Here is a 17,980-nt window from a genome sequence, read left to right as displayed (position 1 = left end):
TTTGTATGTAGTAACTTTTTGATTTTTAGATATTTGTTGTTTTTGCCTGTTTCTTCTAAATAGTACTATCTTTATTTATTTTAAAATAAATCAGTGAAAGGGCGTTACTTTCAAACACTGAATGTGTACTATATGGAACTGCGTTTTCTTCAACAAAGGAGAAATTCTAATCTATCTGATTTCTATGAAAAAAAGTTTACTGCTCTTTGCGCTTATTTTTACATCTGTGATTGCCTCTGTTGGGCAGCAGGTAACCATTATTAACAAAAAATTTGTCGTGAACGGCAATGCTTCCTGTCCGATTTACTTCAACGGAGCTAATACACCCTGGGACAACTGGAACGACTTCGGTGGAAATTACGATGCAGCATTCTGGTCTGCACATTTCGCAACCCTAAAAGCAAACGGGATCAATGCTACCCGCGTATGGATCAGCTGTAACGGAGATGTGCAGCCCAATATCAATACCGATGGAACAGTAACCGGCGTCAGCACACAATTCTGGGCCAACGTCGATGACTTTTTTCAATCTGCAAAAAATAACGGAATCTATGTAATGGCAACTATGATGTCGTTTGACCATACAAAAAACACGTATACAAAATATCAGAGCTGGAGAAACATGCTGAACGATCAGGCAAAAGTTCAATCCTATTGCGATAACTACCTTGTACCTTTTGTGAATCGCTACAAAACGAATCCGTATCTGATGTCTATTGATATTTCAAATGAAATTGAATGGGTTGCAGAAGATGCAAACAATATGAAATGTTCGTATGCCGTACTGCAGCGCTTTGTTGCCATGTGTGCTTCAGCCATTCATAATAATCCAAGAACAGATGGTACATCGGTATTGGTTACGATGGGTTCGGCAGCTACTAAATGGAATGCTACTAAAATGCGTATCGGTCAAAATGGTGCCTGGTCACAGAATAATTCAGATGGAAATAAGTGGAGCGATGCTGCTTTAAAGGCACAATACAACCAGGCTAACGCGGTGCTGGATTTTTATTCCCCGCATTATTATGCCTGGATCGATGGATATTATTCTAACCCGTATGTGCGTACACCGAGTGATTTCGGTATGGATGAAAAGGCTGTTCTTATTGGTGAAACACCAGCGGGCAATCCCGGCACGCCAAACCTTACGCCATTGGCATCTTATGAAGCGTTAAAAAATAATGGCTATCAGGGGCATTTTCCATGGACATCAAATAGCGTAGACAGTAACGGAGGGATTGAAAAATTCGGTACAGATGCAAAAACATTTTCAACAACATATAGCGCACTTGTAAAACCAACCTGTGCAGTAGCTTGTACAACACCGGCTCCAACGGTAACAACACCTGTCGTTTATTGTAAAAATGCGTCAGCTGTTGCGTTAACAGCAACAGGCACAGCCCTGAAATGGTATACAGATAATACAACCACAACGGCATTTTCCACAACACCGATACCTTCAACAACAGTAGCTGGTACAACAAGTTATTATGTTTCACAGACGCTAAATGGTTGTGAAGGAACAAGAGCAGCAGTACAAGTAACAGTAAAAGAACTACCGGCAGCAACGATCACCACAACAACGGCAACCACATTCTGTGCCGGTGGAAGTGTGAGCTTAGCCGCGAATACAGGCACAGGCTTAACGTATGTCTGGAAGAAAGATAATACTACGATCACCGGTGCGACAGCATCAACCTATCCGGCAGCAACAGCAGGCAGCTACACGGTAACGGTTACGTCAAATAACTGTTCAGAAACTTCGGCAGCAAAGGTTGTAACGGTAAATGCCTTGCCGGCAGCAACGATCACCACAACAACGGCAACCACATTCTGTGCCGGTGGAAGTGTGAGCTTAGCCGCGAATACAGGCACAGGCTTAACGTATGTCTGGAAGAAAGATAATACTACGATCACCGGTGCGACAGCATCAACCTATCCGGCAGCAACAGCAGGCAGCTACACGGTAACGGTTACGTCAAATAACTGTTCAGAAACTTCGGCAGCAAAGGTTGTAACGGTAAATGCCTTGCCGGCAGCAACGATCACCACAACAACGGCAACCACATTCTGTGCCGGTGGAAGTGTGAGCTTAGCCGCGAATGCAGGTGCAGGCTTAACGTATGTATGGAAGAAAGATAATACTACGATCACCGGTGCAACAGCATCCACCTATCCGGCAGCAACAGCAGGAAGCTATACAGTAACGGTTACGTCAAATAACTGTTCAGAAATTTCCGCAGCAAAGGTTGTAACGGTAAATGCCTTGCCGGCAGCAACGATCACCACAACAACGGCAACCACATTCTGTGCCGGTGGAAGTGTGAGCTTAGCCGCGAATACAGGCACAGGCTTAACGTATGTCTGGAAGAAAGATAATACTACGATCACCGGTGCAACAGCATCCACCTATCCGGCAGCAACAGCAGGCAGCTACACGGTAACGGTTACGTCAAATAACTGTTCAGAAACTTCGGCAGCAAAGGTTGTAACGGTAAATGCCTTGCCGGCAGCAACGATCACCACAACAACGGCAACCACATTCTGTGCCGGTGGAAGTGTGAGCTTAGCCGCGAATACAGGTGCAGGCTTAACGTATGTATGGAAGAAAGATAATACTACGATCACCGGTGCAACAGCATCCACCTATCCGGCAGCAACAGCAGGAAGCTATACAGTAACGGTTACGTCAAATAACTGTTCAGAAATTTCCGCAGCAAAGGTTGTAACGGTAAATGCCTTGCCGGCAGCAACGATCACCACAACAACGCCAACCACATTCTGTGCGGGCGGAAGTGTGAACTTAGCCGCGAATACAGGTGCAGGTTTAACGTATGTATGGAAGAAAGATAATACCACCATTACCGGTGCGACAGCATCCACCTATCCGGCAGCAATAGCAGGCAGCTACACGGTAACGGTTACGTCAAATAACTGTTCAGAAACTTCGGCAGCAAAGGTTGTAACGGTTACAGCTGCAACAACCTGGTATCAGGATCTCGATGGTGATGGAAAAGGGAATGCGGCTGTTACACAGACAGCATGCACGCAGCCTGCAGGCTATGTATCGGTAGCAGGCGATGCCTGTCCGTCTGACCCGGATAAACTGATTGCCGGAGACTGTGGCTGCGGTATAGCAGAAGGAACATGTACCGATTGTGCCGGTGTAATTAACGGAAAAGCAGCACGTGATGTTTGTAATGTTTGTTCCGGAGGTACAACAGGTATTAATCCGATTACGGATATTTCTCAATGCGGTCCGGTAACAGCTATTGAAAATAGTCTGTCGGCTGATCTGCATCTGTATCCGAATCCATATGAAACTGAACTGTACATAGAAGCTGGTACCGGAGAATTTATGATTGTGGTATACAACAATTCCGGACTGGAAGTTCTTAGAGGTACCTATGAATCACAGGCGCTTATCGGTGCCGGATTAGCGCCGGGCATATATTTAATCCGTATTGAAAAAAACGGTCTTACAGAGACCCGGAAAATAATAAAAAAATAATCGCTCCTTGTTTTTTTTATAAAGCGCGTGTATGAAATTTTCATACACGCGCTTTATGTTTACAGCATTCAATCTATTCAGGTCTGATTCCATATGTGTAATTTAAATGACTGAATACATATTTTTTGCAGATGCATTTTCAAACAATCTGTATTACCTGTCGTATTACTATTAAGATCCGTATGTTAAAAAGAGCAATCCGTTATGAAAAAACAGTTCCTTCTAGTTCTAGTTCTTATGCTTATCAGTGGTATAAATTATCCGGTTACGTATGCGCAGGTCCTGGATCAGACAGGCTTCGAAACCTATGCGGATGAAACGGAATATACGATAACTTCCTGGCGTGCCGATGGTTTTACTGTTCCCTGGGTAAATGGTTTTAATCAAAGCAGGGCATTTGTGGATGATGCCTTTGCCCGGTCCGGCACCAAATCATTGCGCATAACATATCCTGCCAATACCTTTGGTCCTACGGATGGTGGTGCACAGGCACCGCTTATGGTAACACCTGCCAATGAATTATATATGTCGTACTGGGTGCGTTTCAGTGATAACTTCGATTGGGGCGGTACTTCCGAAGGTGGGAAATTACCGGGTTTGGGCGGCGGCGGACGTTGCAGCGGTTGTACGGTCTGTACCGGTTCAAACGGTTTTACAGCGCGATTAATGTGGCGGCCGGGTGGTAAAGCCGTACTGTATCTGTATCACATGGAAGCAGATAAAGCCAACGGACCTTGTGGCGATAATGATGCGTTACAGCTGACAACCGGTACGGATTTTTATTTTCAGAAAGGACAATGGTATAATATTATTCAACGGGTAAAAGTGAATACAGCTACCAGTCACGATGGGGAAGTGCAGCTCTGGATCAACGGGCAGCAGGCATTGCTGCGCACGGGTATTCAGTTTGTAAGCAACGGTGACAAAGTAGACAACCTGTATTTTTCAACCTTTCATGGCGGCAGTACTTCTGTATGGGCTCCTTCTGTAGATTGTTATACCTGGTTTGACGATATTAAAATTGCCGCAACCTGGGCAGATGTCGCTCAGGATGGAATAACGACGGATATAAAAAACAGTGCTGCGGAGAAATTTGCTGTGTATCCAAATCCAAGTTCTCAGGACTTTACCGTTTCGGCACATGCAGGCAGTTTTACCGTTTCCTTGTATAATGCGGCAGGCCAACTGTTGTCGGTTAATACATATAATGCTGCAACGCATATCGGTGAAGGTCTTCCTGCCGGTATTTATGTAATCCGCATTGAACAGAACGGTATTGCTGAAAGCAAAAAAGTTATTAAACAGTAAATACATGTTAGTTAATTGTAAAAGAAGGGTGTACCATACGTGCACCTTTCTTTTGAACGCTACAGGTGCCGGATCTGTTTGTATTCAATCATACCTGGTTTCTTTTTAGTAGCTTTGTATTCCCATAACTGAATCATCCATACATGGAGCATTTACACCGCAAGCAGATCACAAATACATTTACGGAGACATTTCCCGGCGATCTGTCTATGAATAACACAACCCGTCAAACGCCGGGTGTATTGTATTGCAGCGTGCTTCCAACACCTGTGCATCATCCGCAGCTGCTTGCCTGGTCTGCTGATGTTGCAGAAATGCTGGGCCTTGAATCGCCCGTACCGGAAGATGTACTCATCCTGGGCGGTAATACTGTAAATCCGACCATGAAGCCGTATGCATCGTGTTATGCCGGACATCAGTTTGGAAACTGGGCGGGGCAATTGGGTGATGGCAGAGCAATTTCACTGGGGTTTTGCAGCGGAAAAGACAGCATGGAGTATGAACTGCAATTAAAAGGAGCTGGGCCAACACCTTACTCACGGAATTCAGATGGAAGAGCCGTCTTACGTTCTTCGCTCCGGGAATATTTAATGAGCGAAGCCATGCATTACCTGGGCGTACCCACGACACGTGCGCTTAGTCTTGTATCTACAGGGGATGCGGTGTTGCGGGATATGTTCTACAACGGACATGCAGCATATGAACCGGGTGCGGTTGTACTGCGTGTTGCGCCGTCTTTTATACGGTTCGGTAATTTTGAAATATTGGCAGAACGCAATAACCGTGATTTGAGTCAGCAGCTTTGTGATTGGGTTATAACACGTTATTATCCGGAAATACGAGGCGAAGATCGCGTTGTACAGTTGTTTCAGGCTGTAGCAGAGCGCACGGCCGATATGGTGGTGCAATGGCTGCGTGTTGGATTTGTACATGGTGTAATGAATACCGATAATATGTCAATTCTTGGTGTAACCATTGATTACGGGCCATATTCTTTTGTAGATGAATACGACGCACGTTTTACCCCGAATACAACAGACTTGCCGGGCAGAAGATATGCCTTCGGAAACCAGGCTGCTGTTGCTTACTGGAATTTGGGGCGCCTTGCCAACGCGCTCGCTTTTTTAGTACCGGAAACAGATAAGCTTGTTGCTGTATTAAAAAATTATCAGGACGTATACGAAACCAAATACTATACCATGATGGCAAACAAACTGGGTTTTGATGCGTTACGTGAAGATGACCGCTTGCTGATTGATTCGTTTGAAGAAATGCTGCGCACCGTAAAACCGGACATGACCATGTTTTATCAGCTGCTCATTGATCTGCCTGCAGATCCGGGAACAGCAGCCGATGTGAAACAGTTCTTTCAATCCTGTTTTTATACAGAAGCCGATGAAGCACTATTGCATACATGTATTGCTGCGTATAGTAAGAGAATTAAAACCAATACCTGTTCAAAAGAAGTTTCCGCGGAGAAAATGCGTGCAGCAAATCCACGGTTTGTGCTGAGAAATTATATCTTGCATGAAGCGATTGAGAAACTGGAAAAAGGAGATGATGCTCTATTGAAAAAATTAGAGGAATACATCAAGCAGCCATATTCAAAAAATGCAGATGAATATTTTATTAAACGTCCGGATTGGGCAGCTCAAAAAGCCGGCTGTTCCATGTTATCGTGCAGTTCATAAGGTATGGATACAATAAAAACAGGGCCAAGGTATATCGGTGAAGTGAATTACGCTTCCATTGTTGCACACGTAGAAAAACTGGGTATTACGGATCTGTATAAAATTAAAATGAACCCGGTTGATTTTGAAAAACTCATTCTGGAATATGAAAAAAAATTTCAGAAAGATTTCAGAACGGTACTTCTTATCGCAGGTATTCCGGTAGAACAATTGGAAGCTACTCCCGTAAACCGGATTTGTGTGGTACATAATAACCCCGATGGAGATTCGTGCACAATCTGATATGCGTTAAAAAGGGTGGGTGATTGTGTATGGCAAACGCTTTTCTGTTGTGATGTATGTGATACATGTATTTACATGTACAGCACCTGTGCTGAACTATTTTTTGACTTCTGTTTATACCAAAAGTTAAAACAGTAAAGAGAAGCCGTACACACGCAATGTTTTGGCAGGACTTAATTACTTCTTTTAACGAACGGAATTTTTTAATCAAATAAATATCCGCTGTACGCTAATCCTTTAGATACACTGATAAAATTATCGCCGGATGTAATAGCAATGTGCGGGAATTTTTCTTTGAAAAGTGCTTGAATGGCTTGTACCATAGAAGTTCCTCCGGTTAAAAACAAACTATCGATTGATTCCGGCACGATAGCGTGTTTACTCAGAAAAGATTCCAGGTAGTTATTTATTTTTGTTACATCACGTTGTATGATCCTGTTGTAGGCTGTCAGGTCAATTGGTTCATCAATATGAATGTCTGCTTTGTGATAGCTGAAAGAACTTGAAGATTGAATGGATAAATCTACTTTTGTTTTTTCGATGGATTGAAAAATGGAATAACCTAAATTGTTTTCGGTCAGCGTAATCAGATTTTTCAGTTTGTCGTTTTGTTTTGAATAATTATAATATTGCCTCAGGTCGTTTTGAACCTTTACACCATTAAAGAAATTCATTTTTTCCCATGAACAGATGTTGCTGAAGAAACTCGGCGGAACATCCACCATTTTGCCGGGCATGGATTCATACGTTACACCGCGTCCGAAATAAGGCGTTCCTTTATCCCACATAAAAGCAGAATCGAAACTGTCGCCCCCGATATAAATACCCCCTGTGGCAATGATATCACTTCGGCGGTCTTTGCGGTTATTTTTATGCGGATCCAGTTCAATAAATGTAAAATCTGTTGTACCGCCGCCCAGATCGGCTACCAATACATGTTCTTTTTTTGATATTGTCCGTTCGTATGCAAAAGCAGCACCGATGGGTTCATACTGAAAACGGATATCGCTTAAACCTGCCTGTTGTGCCGCCTGCAGCAAACGTTTCTGCGCAACAGCATCGTTAACGGTATTGTCATCATCAAAATATACCGGTCTGCCAATGATCGCTTTTTTACAATCCATTCCAATAATTGCGTCTGCCTTTGTTTTCAGTTCCTTTAAGATCAGGGTTATTAAACCTGCTGCGTTAAAAGACTTTGTATGAATACGTGTTTCTACAAAATTGGTACGGGGCAATACACGTTTTATGGATTTCATAAAACGCCCTTTCATACCATCGGAAATATAGTAACGGATAGCATCTTCACCTACATAATACTGCAAGGGCAATGCAGGGTCATATGCATCCGGGAAATATAAAATAGAGGGAACGGATAAGGTTTCTATGATTTCATTTTTATCTTCATCAAAAATGGACAGTACTGAATTGGATGTTCCAAAATCTATTCCGTATAGAAAATTACCCATGTAGTTTTAGTAAAGTAGCGCGTTCTGTGTTCATTAATAAGATCCGGCAAAAGATAAACAGTGCCTGATGTATCAGAGTAAAGATAAGGAATACCAATTACATTGAAGCAGTGATCGAACCTAAAAAAAAAGTAGTATGTCTAATTATTTGCTGTAGAGGCAGGTATTTGACCGAATGAAAAAAACGATGATGCAATGCATGCCGGCTTTTGTGATTCATTTTTTTGCAGAAGCATACATTGTCAGTAATTTTTGTAATTTTAGTATCAAGGAAGAATTTTCAATATACAACCAGATGAAAGCTCGTAAAATCTTCATTGTATTGATTTTAACATATACATGTTTTTTTAAAAGTGCAGCTCAAACTGACCTGCCGCCTAAAAGGTATTTAGTTGAAGGCTCCGCGATGACTGGCTGGCTCTTTGCCGGTAAAGCATCTGCAGCCAAGATCATTAATGCGCCTGTATACAATCTGTCTGTAGGCTACATCCGCAATGAAATGGCCATGTATGAACTGAATATAAATACGTTATTTTCTCAGACGCGTTTCCCGAACTGGAATAATACAGGCGATACCACTACTACGTATTCACAGACATACATTATGCTTGGTATTGTGCGCACGTTTAATACTGAAATGCCGAAATTTTCTCCCTACGTTTCAACCATGATCGGTATTTTAAGTCAGCGCATACATGCACCAAATGTTTCTCCGCAGACACAAATAGCAGCGGGCCTTTCCGGTGGTATTAAGTATTTTATAAAAGAAAATCTGGGAATAAAATTACAGGCACGTATCCAGGCTCCCTTAAGCGGTATTGGGTTAGGTGTGGGCATTGGTTTTGGCGGCCCTTCGGTTGGAGTAGGAAGCTATTCAAATAATATTCAGTTTGACTTATCAGGCGGTGCCTGTTTCCGTTTTTAACCGAACGTATTTATCCACTAGCTATAGACATGTTTGCACAAGTACATTATCCGGAATCATTGAGCGGGGAGGAGTTGGATGAATATCTTTTTAAAGGGTGGTTTCGAAATGGCCAGCGTATTTTCACAACAAATTTTTTAAATTTTGATCAGAAAATTTATAGTGCTGTGTGGCTGCGTATTCATCTGCAGTCAATCAAATCCATTCATGCACTGGATAAACTGGCAAAACGGAATAGCCGGTTTAAAATAACCATTCAGCCTGCATCCATTACACCTGAGAAAGAAGCCTTGTTTGAACAGTATAAAACAGGTGTGGATTTCACCGCTTCCCAATCGTTACATACGTTATTGTTCGGAGATTCCACTGTTGATATTTATAATACACTGGAATTGCTGATCCACGATGGCAATAAACTCATCGGTGTCGGATATTTTGATACAGGAAAAGATTGCGCGGCTGGTATCACGTCTTTTTATGATCATGCGTATAAAAAGAACAGCCTTGGAAAGTATATCATCATGCAGAAGATTAAGTATTGCATTGATCAGCAGTACAGCTACTTTTATCCGGGTTATTTTGTACCCAATTATCCGGCTTTTGATTATAAGTTATCGATCGGTACAGAAACACTGGAATACCTGAGCCTGAGCAAAAATACCTGGGTGTCTATTCAGGCGTTTGTTACCAATGAAGACCCGTTCCAGGTAATGCTGAAAAAACTGAAAGAATTTCAATCCGTATGTGCGAATTATGGTATTGAACAGCAGATCTATCAGTACAGTTTTTTTGAAGCCAATATAATTCCAAGCCTTCGGGGGTTACATTTGTTCGACTTTCCTGTGTTTGTCTATTTATTCAGCGAACAGGAAGATGTTGTAAATCCAATGGTTGTATTTGATGTAGTTAATCAGTGTTATCATCTTATTGAATGCAGAAGCATCTGGAAGGCCGACGAATCCATTCAGGAAGAAGGATTTTATTCCAGCCATTTATTAAAAATGGAAAAACACATCTGTTCTGCATTAACAGCTACGGAAATGAGTACTATAATCATGCGCTCTATAGAAGAAAGCAGTACATTCAGATAATCAGATAATTTATTAATTTAAGAAACATGCATACGCTGGAACAGTTACGGGCAGGAGCATTGACAGGCATACAGGCGTTAAAATTGTCGGAAAATTTAACAGAAGTTCCGGCAGAAGTTTTTCAGCTCGCCGATACATTGGAAATACTGGATCTGTCAGGTAACCGCTTACATTCCTTACCGCAGGAAATGGCTTGCTTAACCAGGCTCCGGATTTTATTTTTATCGGATAATGATTTTACTATTTTTCCTGAAGTACTAAAAGAGCTGAAGCAGCTTGATATGTTAGGTATAAAGGCAAATAACATACAGGTGATCGCAGAAGATGCTATTCCGGTATCGCTGCGCTGGCTGATCTTAACAGATAATTGTATTGAAGCGTTACCGGTAAGTATCGGCCGTTGTACAAAACTTCAGAAAGTCATGCTGGCGGGAAATCAACTTTCAGGATTGCCCGATGAGCTTGCAGCCTGCAGAAATATTGAGTTGCTGCGTATCTCAGCAAATAATATGCATACGTTTCCTGAAGTTGTAAAACAGCTGCCGCGCCTGGCCTGGCTGGCGTATTCCAGTAATCCGTTTCAGGTAAACAGGTCTTCTTTCAATGCTTTGCCTGTTATTGCCTGGGAAAACGTAGCGCTTATGGAACAGCTTGGCGCAGGGGCTTCCGGTATTATTTATAAAGCCCGGTTGAATACAGGTAAATCACCAGAAGATGTAGCCGTAAAAGTATTTAAGGGTGCTGTTACCAGCGACGGGCTGCCGGAAGATGAAATGACTGCCTGTATGCAGGCCGGTCGTAACAGTCACCTGGTGTCTGTGTTGGGCGTGATCGGGGGGCATCCGGAAGGTATGCACGGGTTGGTAATGGAACTGATTCCTGCGGAATATAAAAACCTGGGCAGACCGCCTTCCTTTGTTACCTGTACACGGGATACCTTTGCTGCCGGTACCCGTTTTACCGCTCAACAGATGCTGCTTATACTGAAAGGAGTGGCAGAAGCTGCCAAACAGCTGCACGATAACGGAATTATGCACGGAGATTTATATGCGCATAATACCCTGATCAATGAAAAATACCATAGCCTGTTTGGTGATTTCGGTGCAGCAACGCTGTATGATAAGAATAACCGGGATGAAGCTTTTTTTCTGGAACGTCTGGATGTACGTGCTTTCGGCTGTTTAGCAGATGATTTGCTGCAATACAGCGTATGTACCAAAGAAGACGAATGGTGTCTGGAAACACTCAAAAGGCTTTCTGCCGGATGCATGAACGAAGAGCCTGATAAAAGACCGGCATTCAACACAATTGTTTACGAACTCCAATTACTGCAAAATACTCATTAACAGTAGAATTGAACGCTCTCCAGGTGTTTTGAAAAGCATTCCCCGCTCAATTCTAACAATTACCCGATATATACTTGTTTAATTATACTCAAACAAGTAATTTACATCGTCTGGCTACGTTTGTAGCGAAAAAGTATAAATATAACCCCTTATGAAAAAAAGTATCTTTTTGTGTCTGTTTTTTACAAGTAAACTATTGTTTGCACAAGACGCAAGTGAAATGTATGTTCATCAGAATTTAGGAGAAAATATAAATTCGAAAGCAACAGAACTTACGCCTCGTATATCTGCGGATGGTAAAATTATGTTTTTTGTTCGTGATGGACATCCGGACAATAAAAATCAGCAGGATATCTGGCACTCTGAAAAAGACAGTGTGGGTAACTGGGCACCGGCAAAACGTGCAGATGACAAAATCAATCAATTGCCAGCAAACTGCGTATGGTCTGTAAACGCCGATGGTAACAGCTTATTGATCCGTGGCGCGTACGATAATGGAAAATATCTTGGCAAAGGTTTTTCACTAACACGTTTAACTAAAAACGGTTGGACGGATCCACAAATGTTGGTGATTCAGGATTTAGCAAAAGTAAACCTGGGTGAAAATGATGGCGCGTATTTATCTACAGATGGTAACGCAATTATCTTTACCATGTGCGATAAAAAGAAATGCACGTTGTATGATCTGTTTGTAAGTACAAAAAAACAGGATGGTACATACACAAGACCAGTCAAATTGGGTACTACGGTTAACGCTTCCGATTTTAATGAGTTTGCGCCATTCCTGGCGGCTGATAACAAAACCTTATATTTCTCAAGCGACCGTCCGGGTGGCCTTGGTTTAACAGATGTTTATAAAACAGAACGTTTATCCGATACTTCCTGGTTAAACTGGAGTACACCGGTTAATATGGGTGAGCATGTGAATACGTCTTCTAAAGACGCGTATTATGTTACGGATGCAAAAGGTGAGTATGCATATATGGTTTCTGATTTGAATTCTTATGGAAGCGCAGATATCATTCGTTTCAAATTGAAAGAAGAGCATAAGCCAAAGCCGGTTGCTTTGTATGATGGTAAAATCTACAACGCGAAAACAAAAGAGCAGATTCTGGATGCAACGATTGAATACAAGATCTATCCGGATGATTCAGATGAAGGTGTAGGTCACACAGATCACGAAACAGGTCAATACAAGATCATCTTACCATTCGGTCATAACTACTCTGTCGATGTATTTGCAGCCGGTTATGTTCCCGAATACGATACCATTACAGTTGGGTCTAAAAATGAATACATCGAAATCACACGTGATTATTATTTAGTACCGATAGAAGTTGGACAAAGCATTAAATTAAATCACATTTATTTTGAAACAAGCAAATACGACCTGTTACCGGAATCCTATTACGAATTGGATAAGGTTGTGAAATTGCTTCGTGAAAATCCAAAAATGAAAATCGAGATTGAAGGCCATACCGACAATCAGGGGAATGCAGATAAAAACATGATCCTTTCTCAAAACCGTGCTAAATCGGTAATGGATTATATCATTTCTAAAGGCATAACTGCAGACCGCATTACTTCTAAAGGATTTGGTATTACTAAACCGATGGTTGATAACGATACACCTGAAAACCGTCAGTTGAACCGCCGTGTGGAATTTACGATTCTTCAGAAATAAAAAAATAACACGCTTAATTTTAACGGGTTTCATTATTTTAATGAAACCCGTTTTATTTTTTATATGTGTTGCAGATTTTATTTGTATCTTTGTAGAGCAAGCTTGTATACATTGTCAATGGCCGATATATACTCATGGATTTAACAAAAAATCGTTTATCTGTACTGTAAAAAGTCACATAACATTTTTTCCAAAAAGAATTGTGAGTGTGCCGACAGTGAATTCACAAGCTTGCTTTTTTATTATACCATATAGTCTTTTTTTCGTATAGGTGTATCGTATGATTATAACACAGGTTGAACTATACAAATCTCCCGTTAAACTAAAAGAGCCGTTCAAAATCTCATTGGGTATTCTGACCCATGCGAACAATGTTATTGTCCGTATCCATACTGCCAGCGGACATATCGGATATGGAGAATGCAGTCCGTTTATGACCATTCACGGGGAAAGTATGGATACCGCTTTTATCGTCGGTCAGTATTTGGCGAAAGGATTGATTGGTACATCCTGTCTTGATATTGTGAGCAACAGCCTGTTAATGGATGCAATTATCTATGGAAACAGCTGTATTAAAAGCGCGTTTAATATTGCCTTGTATGATCTTGCTGCTCAGCATGCCGGGCTGCCTTTATATGCTTTTTTAGGCGGCAAAAAAGATAAGATTATACAAACAGATTATACAGTAAGCATTGACGAGCCGCATAAAATGGCTGCTGACGCTGTTCAGATTAAGAAAAACGGATTTGAAATAATCAAAGTGAAAGTAGGCGGAAGCAAAGAGCTGGATGTGGAACGCATCCGCATGATCCGTGAGGCTGCAGGTGATTCCATTACGTTGCGTATTGACGCCAATCAGGGATGGTCTGTAGAAACAGCCATTGAAACATTAACACTGCTGGAACCCTATAACATACAGCATTGTGAAGAACCTGTCTCGCGGAATTTGTATACAGCGTTGCCAAAAATACGGCAGGCATGCCGCATACCGATTATGGCAGACGAATCCTGCTGCAATTCGTTCGATGCGGAACGCCTCATACAGATACAGGCCTGTGATTCGTTTAATCTTAAGCTGAGTAAATCGGCAGGTATCACCAATGCCTTAAATATAATAAGGCTTGCAGAGCAGGCGCATATGCCTGTTCAGGTGGGTGGTTTTCTGGAATCAAGACTGGGATTTACCGCCGCTGCGCACGTAGCATTGGTGAGTAAAACAATCTGTTATTATGATTTTGATACACCGCTTATGTTTGAAGCGGATCCGGTACGGGGAGGAATTGTTTATCAGCAGAGAGGTATCATTGAAGTGCCCGAAACAGCAGGGCTGGGCGCCGGTTACCAGAAGGATTACCTGTCGGGCCTGGAAAAAATATGCATAAACTGAGCGCCTTGCGTTTGTGTCGGAAGTTCTGAAACATCTTCCGTTGGCCTGATAATTTTATATGATCAGTACACACAGCAGGCAAAAGTTATAAATACAGCATATCGTTTTAATGCTGATTCAGAACAGTATGAAATGAATTTTTCGATCAACGCGAATAATGAAATAATACTGGAGCAAGCGGGCCAGACAGAAGGTGCGGGTGGTGATCCGGAAGATCTTTCGGATAAAAGAAGTATCATCCGTATTTCCAGAGACGGTAATATTACCGTACAAATAAATTAAAAAGGTCTGCTTTCTGAGCAGACCTTTTTAATTTATTTGTAATATTGTTCTTACTGAACAATTACTTTTTTAGATTTCTGGCCTGTTACTGTTTGAATACTCACCACATACAAACCCATACCCAGGTTGCTGATCTCCATTTGCTGTTCGTACGAGCTTTCATCATATGATCTAACCGTATTGCCAGTCATGTCTGTAACGGTAACAGCAACAATTTCATTATCGGCAAAGGCAGAAAGGATCGTGAAATCGCCCGTTGTACTTGGGTTCGGGTAGATGGTCCAATCTATTTCTGAATTGGAATCTACTGCAACAACACTTGAATACGAATGTGTTTGATCCATGTCTGTCTGTTTTAATCTGTAGTACGTTACGCCTGGTAACGGGCTGAAATCATACTGCGTGTAGGTCATTTTTTGTGAACTGTTTTTATTTCCTGCAAGCGAAACAACAGATTCAAAATGAATGCCGTCTGCAGATCTTTCTACTGTATACGACTGATTATTTTTTTCCTGCAGTGTTACCCATTCAATAACCACATGCGCGTCTTCTTTCTCTGCGGTAAATGAGAGTAACGTAATCGGCAGTGGAGCACATGGATTGCTGCAGCCGGAATAGCCTAAGTAATAGCCTGGACCTAATTTCAATTTGGTTTGATCCACGATTACCTGGCTGCCGCTGATCACTGCGCCTGCTGTGTATGTGCTGCCGATAAGGTCCCATGTACCGTTTCCGTTATTGATCACCTGCCAGTAACCATTCAAATCTGAAACACCTGTTACACCGGAGATCTGAACATAACCGTTTGTTGCAGGCCCGGAGGATAAGGCAATTCTGTATCTGCCCGGACTGGATGCACTATTGGTTACCGACGTGATTGCAATATATGATGGCGACTGCGCAGGAGGAGCACCGCAGAAATTGATATTTGCATTATCCAGGAAAGTAGCGTTTATATTTGTTGTACTTGGCGTAGTACTTCCCAATACCGAAGCACAACCCGATACCAGGTGAATAGCAGTGCCGTTCCATGTAGTAACATTTTGTACAATATTTAAAACACTATGGTCATACATGTTAATGCTGCCGTTGTTTTTATATAACGTTTTTGTTGTGGTAGTTGAATTAGCACCAAGATTCAATGTGCCGCCGTCCAGACGCAGCTCATCAGAAAAGGTCATGGTGCCATTGTTGGTTGTTGTATTGCCGGCTAAATAAAAGGTACCTGAAACATTCATTGTACCATCATTGGTAATATTAGGCCTGTTTGCAGATGCGGAACTTGAGAGATTAAATGTACCTGTTGCAGCATTGTTGAAGGTTGCGCCATTTGTATTTAAAACCGGCGAATAGGTAAGTGTTCCTGCATTATTGAACACCGTAGCAGAAGGCATCGCTCCACCTGGTACGGAAGTAACCGTTAAGGCTGCACCGGCAGCATTGTTAAAGGTCATCCCGCTGTTCCATGCGCCTGTTATACTGAAGTTCACGCCTGTACCGTAGTTGTTGAATGTATTTGTTGTATTTACGTTGTTATAAGCAATAGTCACGTTATCGGCATAATTATTCAATGTATTGCCGCCGGTACTTAATGTTATAGTGCTGGCTGAATAATTGTTTAGTGTGATATTTGTATTGAAGTTACGTGTGCCGGAAAGTGTACCGCAGTTATTTATGGTACTTGCAGCCGTAGCACTAATGTCTTTAGCAAGTGTACCGCCGCTTAATACGTTTAAGGTACCGCCAGACATAGCAAGTGTACCGTTTAATGCCGGATTATTTTTTATGAACATACTTGCCCCCGCAGGCAAACTGGCGCTCCCTGTTAATATACCTCCTGAAACAACAAGGTTACCGCCATTTTGTACAGCAACCTGTGGGCCGATTGTACCACCGGACACCAATAGGATACCGCCGTTCTGAACGTTAAATGTACCGGTATGAATGCCGCCGGTAACACACACAACCTGCCCCGCAGCAACCGTTACGTTTGTAACAGAAGATGCGCTTATCGTGCTCGTGCAGGATGCAGTAGGATCTGACGGACATTGTGCGGCTGCCATCATACCCGAAAGCAGCATATATATAAGAACAGATAAGCCTAAGAATCGTTTCATCGCTATATACTTTTTTTAATAAATCAAAACCCTTTTTGGATTTTTTGAGTTTTAATTTTAATTTATTAACGAAGGTTAACGGCTTATGGTTTTTGATTTGTTAAAAAATATATTTGAATAGTTCAATTATTCAGTTATTGGTACTCTAAAATCAAAAGAGTGAATATTTATACGGTAAATAGAACGAAATAGCTCCAAATAACACTTTTTTAGATCATTACAGAAATAATTAGAAAGATAAACAGGCTGGAAATATCATCTGTTTCAGATAGAATAGTAAAAGGTATTACAAGGTATAATACTAAAAATGACCTATAATTATAAGGCCTGCATGTAATACTACAATGCATGCATTATATAACGAGTGTTCCAACATTTAAGTTTTAACTTCGGCCATAAATCCTGTATCTTTATTTAATGGTTAAATTGTTTGAAATGAAACGCAAGTCTAAAATTTTATTTGTTCAGAAGATTACCTCACAGGAATATCGCGTATTACTAGGCAGAAGAGTCTCAAACAATGAATCCTTCTGGTGGATTCCGGGAGGGTCTGTGGAACCGGGAGAGACAGATTTTGAAGCAGGTATCCGGGAGCTGGATGAAGAATTATTTTTAACCGCGGCGTATTCAAGCGCCATTCATGCGTACGAACTAAAAAATGAAGTGCCGCCTTTCATTGAATACGAGTCGGCACAGGCAAAAAATATTATTTTTATGATCTCTATGATACAGGCAAACGATATTCCGCTACCTGCCATTAAGGATGAATTTGAAGAGTTAGCCTGGTTTAATATAGATGCTTTGCCAGCGAATATGTCAAAAGAGTTTGCTTACATTCAGCATCAGCTGGGTGCTTCTGTCAGAGAGCTGTAGGGTGCTTTACAACG

At 41.7% G+C, this 17,980-nt stretch carries 13 protein-coding genes; 11 read left to right on the top strand and 2 right to left on the bottom strand.

Features of this window, described 5'->3' with window-relative positions:
• Positions 1-184: 184 nt before the first annotated feature.
• The 4 genes from CHU_RS18905 to CHU_RS10470 all read left to right on the top strand — a co-directional run bounded on the left by CHU_RS18905 (position 185) and on the right by CHU_RS10470 (position 6,792).
• Positions 185-3,511 (top strand): T9SS type A sorting domain-containing protein, encoded by a 3,327-nt coding sequence (locus CHU_RS18905; protein WP_011585529.1) that lies wholly within the window; start codon positions 185-187, stop codon positions 3,509-3,511.
• Between the two features lie 204 nt (positions 3,512-3,715).
• The gene (locus CHU_RS18900; RefSeq protein ID WP_081428665.1) at positions 3,716-4,819 is read left to right on the top strand and encodes a T9SS type A sorting domain-containing protein; all 1,104 of its coding nucleotides are present in this window, start codon (positions 3,716-3,718) and stop codon (positions 4,817-4,819) included.
• Between the two features lie 143 nt (positions 4,820-4,962).
• Entirely contained in the window at positions 4,963-6,510 is a 1,548-nt protein-coding gene (locus CHU_RS10475; RefSeq protein ID WP_011585527.1) for a protein adenylyltransferase SelO, read from the top strand.
• Positions 6,511-6,513: 3 nt separating this feature from the next.
• On the top strand, positions 6,514-6,792 hold the full coding sequence (locus CHU_RS10470) for a hypothetical protein (RefSeq protein ID WP_011585526.1): 279 nt from the start codon (positions 6,514-6,516) through the stop codon (positions 6,790-6,792).
• Between the two features lie 203 nt (positions 6,793-6,995).
• On the opposite strand, the gene CHU_RS10465 is transcribed toward CHU_RS10470, so the two are convergent.
• Positions 6,996-8,261 (bottom strand): Hsp70 family protein, encoded by a 1,266-nt coding sequence (locus CHU_RS10465; RefSeq protein ID WP_011585525.1) that lies wholly within the window; start codon positions 8,259-8,261, stop codon positions 6,996-6,998.
• A gap of 175 nt (positions 8,262-8,436) precedes the next feature.
• On the opposite strand from CHU_RS10465, the gene CHU_RS10460 reads away from it, so the two are divergent.
• The 6 genes from CHU_RS10460 to CHU_RS19575 all read left to right on the top strand — a co-directional run bounded on the left by CHU_RS10460 (position 8,437) and on the right by CHU_RS19575 (position 14,976).
• Positions 8,437-9,186, top strand: coding sequence for a hypothetical protein (locus tag CHU_RS10460; RefSeq protein WP_011585524.1), 750 nt, complete (start codon positions 8,437-8,439; stop codon positions 9,184-9,186).
• A 29-nt stretch (positions 9,187-9,215) separates the two neighbouring features.
• On the top strand, positions 9,216-10,277 hold the full coding sequence (locus tag CHU_RS10455) for an arginyl-tRNA--protein transferase (RefSeq protein WP_011585523.1): 1,062 nt from the start codon (positions 9,216-9,218) through the stop codon (positions 10,275-10,277).
• A gap of 26 nt (positions 10,278-10,303) precedes the next feature.
• The gene (locus CHU_RS10450; RefSeq protein WP_011585522.1) at positions 10,304-11,623 is read left to right on the top strand and encodes a leucine-rich repeat-containing protein kinase family protein; all 1,320 of its coding nucleotides are present in this window, start codon (positions 10,304-10,306) and stop codon (positions 11,621-11,623) included.
• A 151-nt stretch (positions 11,624-11,774) separates the two neighbouring features.
• Positions 11,775-13,307 carry an OmpA family protein gene (locus tag CHU_RS10445; RefSeq protein ID WP_011585521.1) on the top strand — a complete coding sequence of 511 codons (1,533 nt, stop codon included), beginning with the start codon at positions 11,775-11,777 and terminating at the stop codon, positions 13,305-13,307.
• Positions 13,308-13,587: 280 nt separating this feature from the next.
• Entirely contained in the window at positions 13,588-14,694 is a 1,107-nt protein-coding gene (locus tag CHU_RS10440; RefSeq protein ID WP_011585520.1) for a dipeptide epimerase, read from the top strand.
• Positions 14,695-14,826: 132 nt separating this feature from the next.
• On the top strand, positions 14,827-14,976 hold the full coding sequence (locus CHU_RS19575) for a hypothetical protein (protein ID WP_177254183.1): 150 nt from the start codon (positions 14,827-14,829) through the stop codon (positions 14,974-14,976).
• A 50-nt stretch (positions 14,977-15,026) separates the two neighbouring features.
• Here CHU_RS19575 and CHU_RS10435 read toward each other — a convergent pair whose 3' ends face one another.
• Entirely contained in the window at positions 15,027-17,093 is a 2,067-nt protein-coding gene (locus CHU_RS10435; protein ID WP_011585519.1) for a T9SS type A sorting domain-containing protein, read from the bottom strand.
• Between the two features lie 435 nt (positions 17,094-17,528).
• Here CHU_RS10435 and CHU_RS10430 point away from each other — a divergent pair, with 435 nt between their 5' ends.
• Complete coding sequence (locus tag CHU_RS10430) at positions 17,529-17,966, top strand: NUDIX hydrolase (protein ID WP_238379256.1); 438 nt, start codon at positions 17,529-17,531, stop codon at positions 17,964-17,966.
• Positions 17,967-17,980 lie beyond the last annotated feature (14 nt).

Origin of the sequence: Cytophaga hutchinsonii ATCC 33406 (assembly GCF_000014145.1) — a bacterium.
GTDB lineage: Bacteria > Bacteroidota > Bacteroidia > Cytophagales > Cytophagaceae > Cytophaga > Cytophaga hutchinsonii.
Note: the sequence above shows the minus strand (reverse complement) of the source record. Positions and strands in the feature narration are given on the sequence as shown.

Bases quoted from the DNA above. Each gene is read 5' to 3' on its own strand.
- CHU_RS10435 (WP_011585519.1), bottom strand. From the start codon at position 17,093: ATGAAACGATTCTTAGGCTTATCTGTTCTTATATATATGCTGCTTTCG.
- CHU_RS10440 (WP_011585520.1), top strand. From the start codon at position 13,588: ATGATTATAACACAGGTTGAACTATACAAATCTCCCGTTAAACTAAAA.
- CHU_RS10470 (WP_011585526.1), top strand. From the start codon at position 6,514: ATGGATACAATAAAAACAGGGCCAAGGTATATCGGTGAAGTGAATTAC.
- CHU_RS10445 (WP_011585521.1), top strand. From the start codon at position 11,775: ATGAAAAAAAGTATCTTTTTGTGTCTGTTTTTTACAAGTAAACTATTG.
- CHU_RS19575 (WP_177254183.1), top strand. From the start codon at position 14,827: ATGAATTTTTCGATCAACGCGAATAATGAAATAATACTGGAGCAAGCG.
- CHU_RS10475 (WP_011585527.1), top strand. From the start codon at position 4,963: ATGGAGCATTTACACCGCAAGCAGATCACAAATACATTTACGGAGACA.
- CHU_RS10450 (WP_011585522.1), top strand. From the start codon at position 10,304: ATGCATACGCTGGAACAGTTACGGGCAGGAGCATTGACAGGCATACAG.
- CHU_RS10455 (WP_011585523.1), top strand. From the start codon at position 9,216: ATGTTTGCACAAGTACATTATCCGGAATCATTGAGCGGGGAGGAGTTG.
- CHU_RS18905 (WP_011585529.1), top strand. From the start codon at position 185: ATGAAAAAAAGTTTACTGCTCTTTGCGCTTATTTTTACATCTGTGATT.
- CHU_RS10430 (WP_238379256.1), top strand. From the start codon at position 17,529: ATGAAACGCAAGTCTAAAATTTTATTTGTTCAGAAGATTACCTCACAG.
- CHU_RS18900 (WP_081428665.1), top strand. From the start codon at position 3,716: ATGAAAAAACAGTTCCTTCTAGTTCTAGTTCTTATGCTTATCAGTGGT.
- CHU_RS10465 (WP_011585525.1), bottom strand. From the start codon at position 8,261: ATGGGTAATTTTCTATACGGAATAGATTTTGGAACATCCAATTCAGTA.
- CHU_RS10460 (WP_011585524.1), top strand. From the start codon at position 8,437: ATGAAAAAAACGATGATGCAATGCATGCCGGCTTTTGTGATTCATTTT.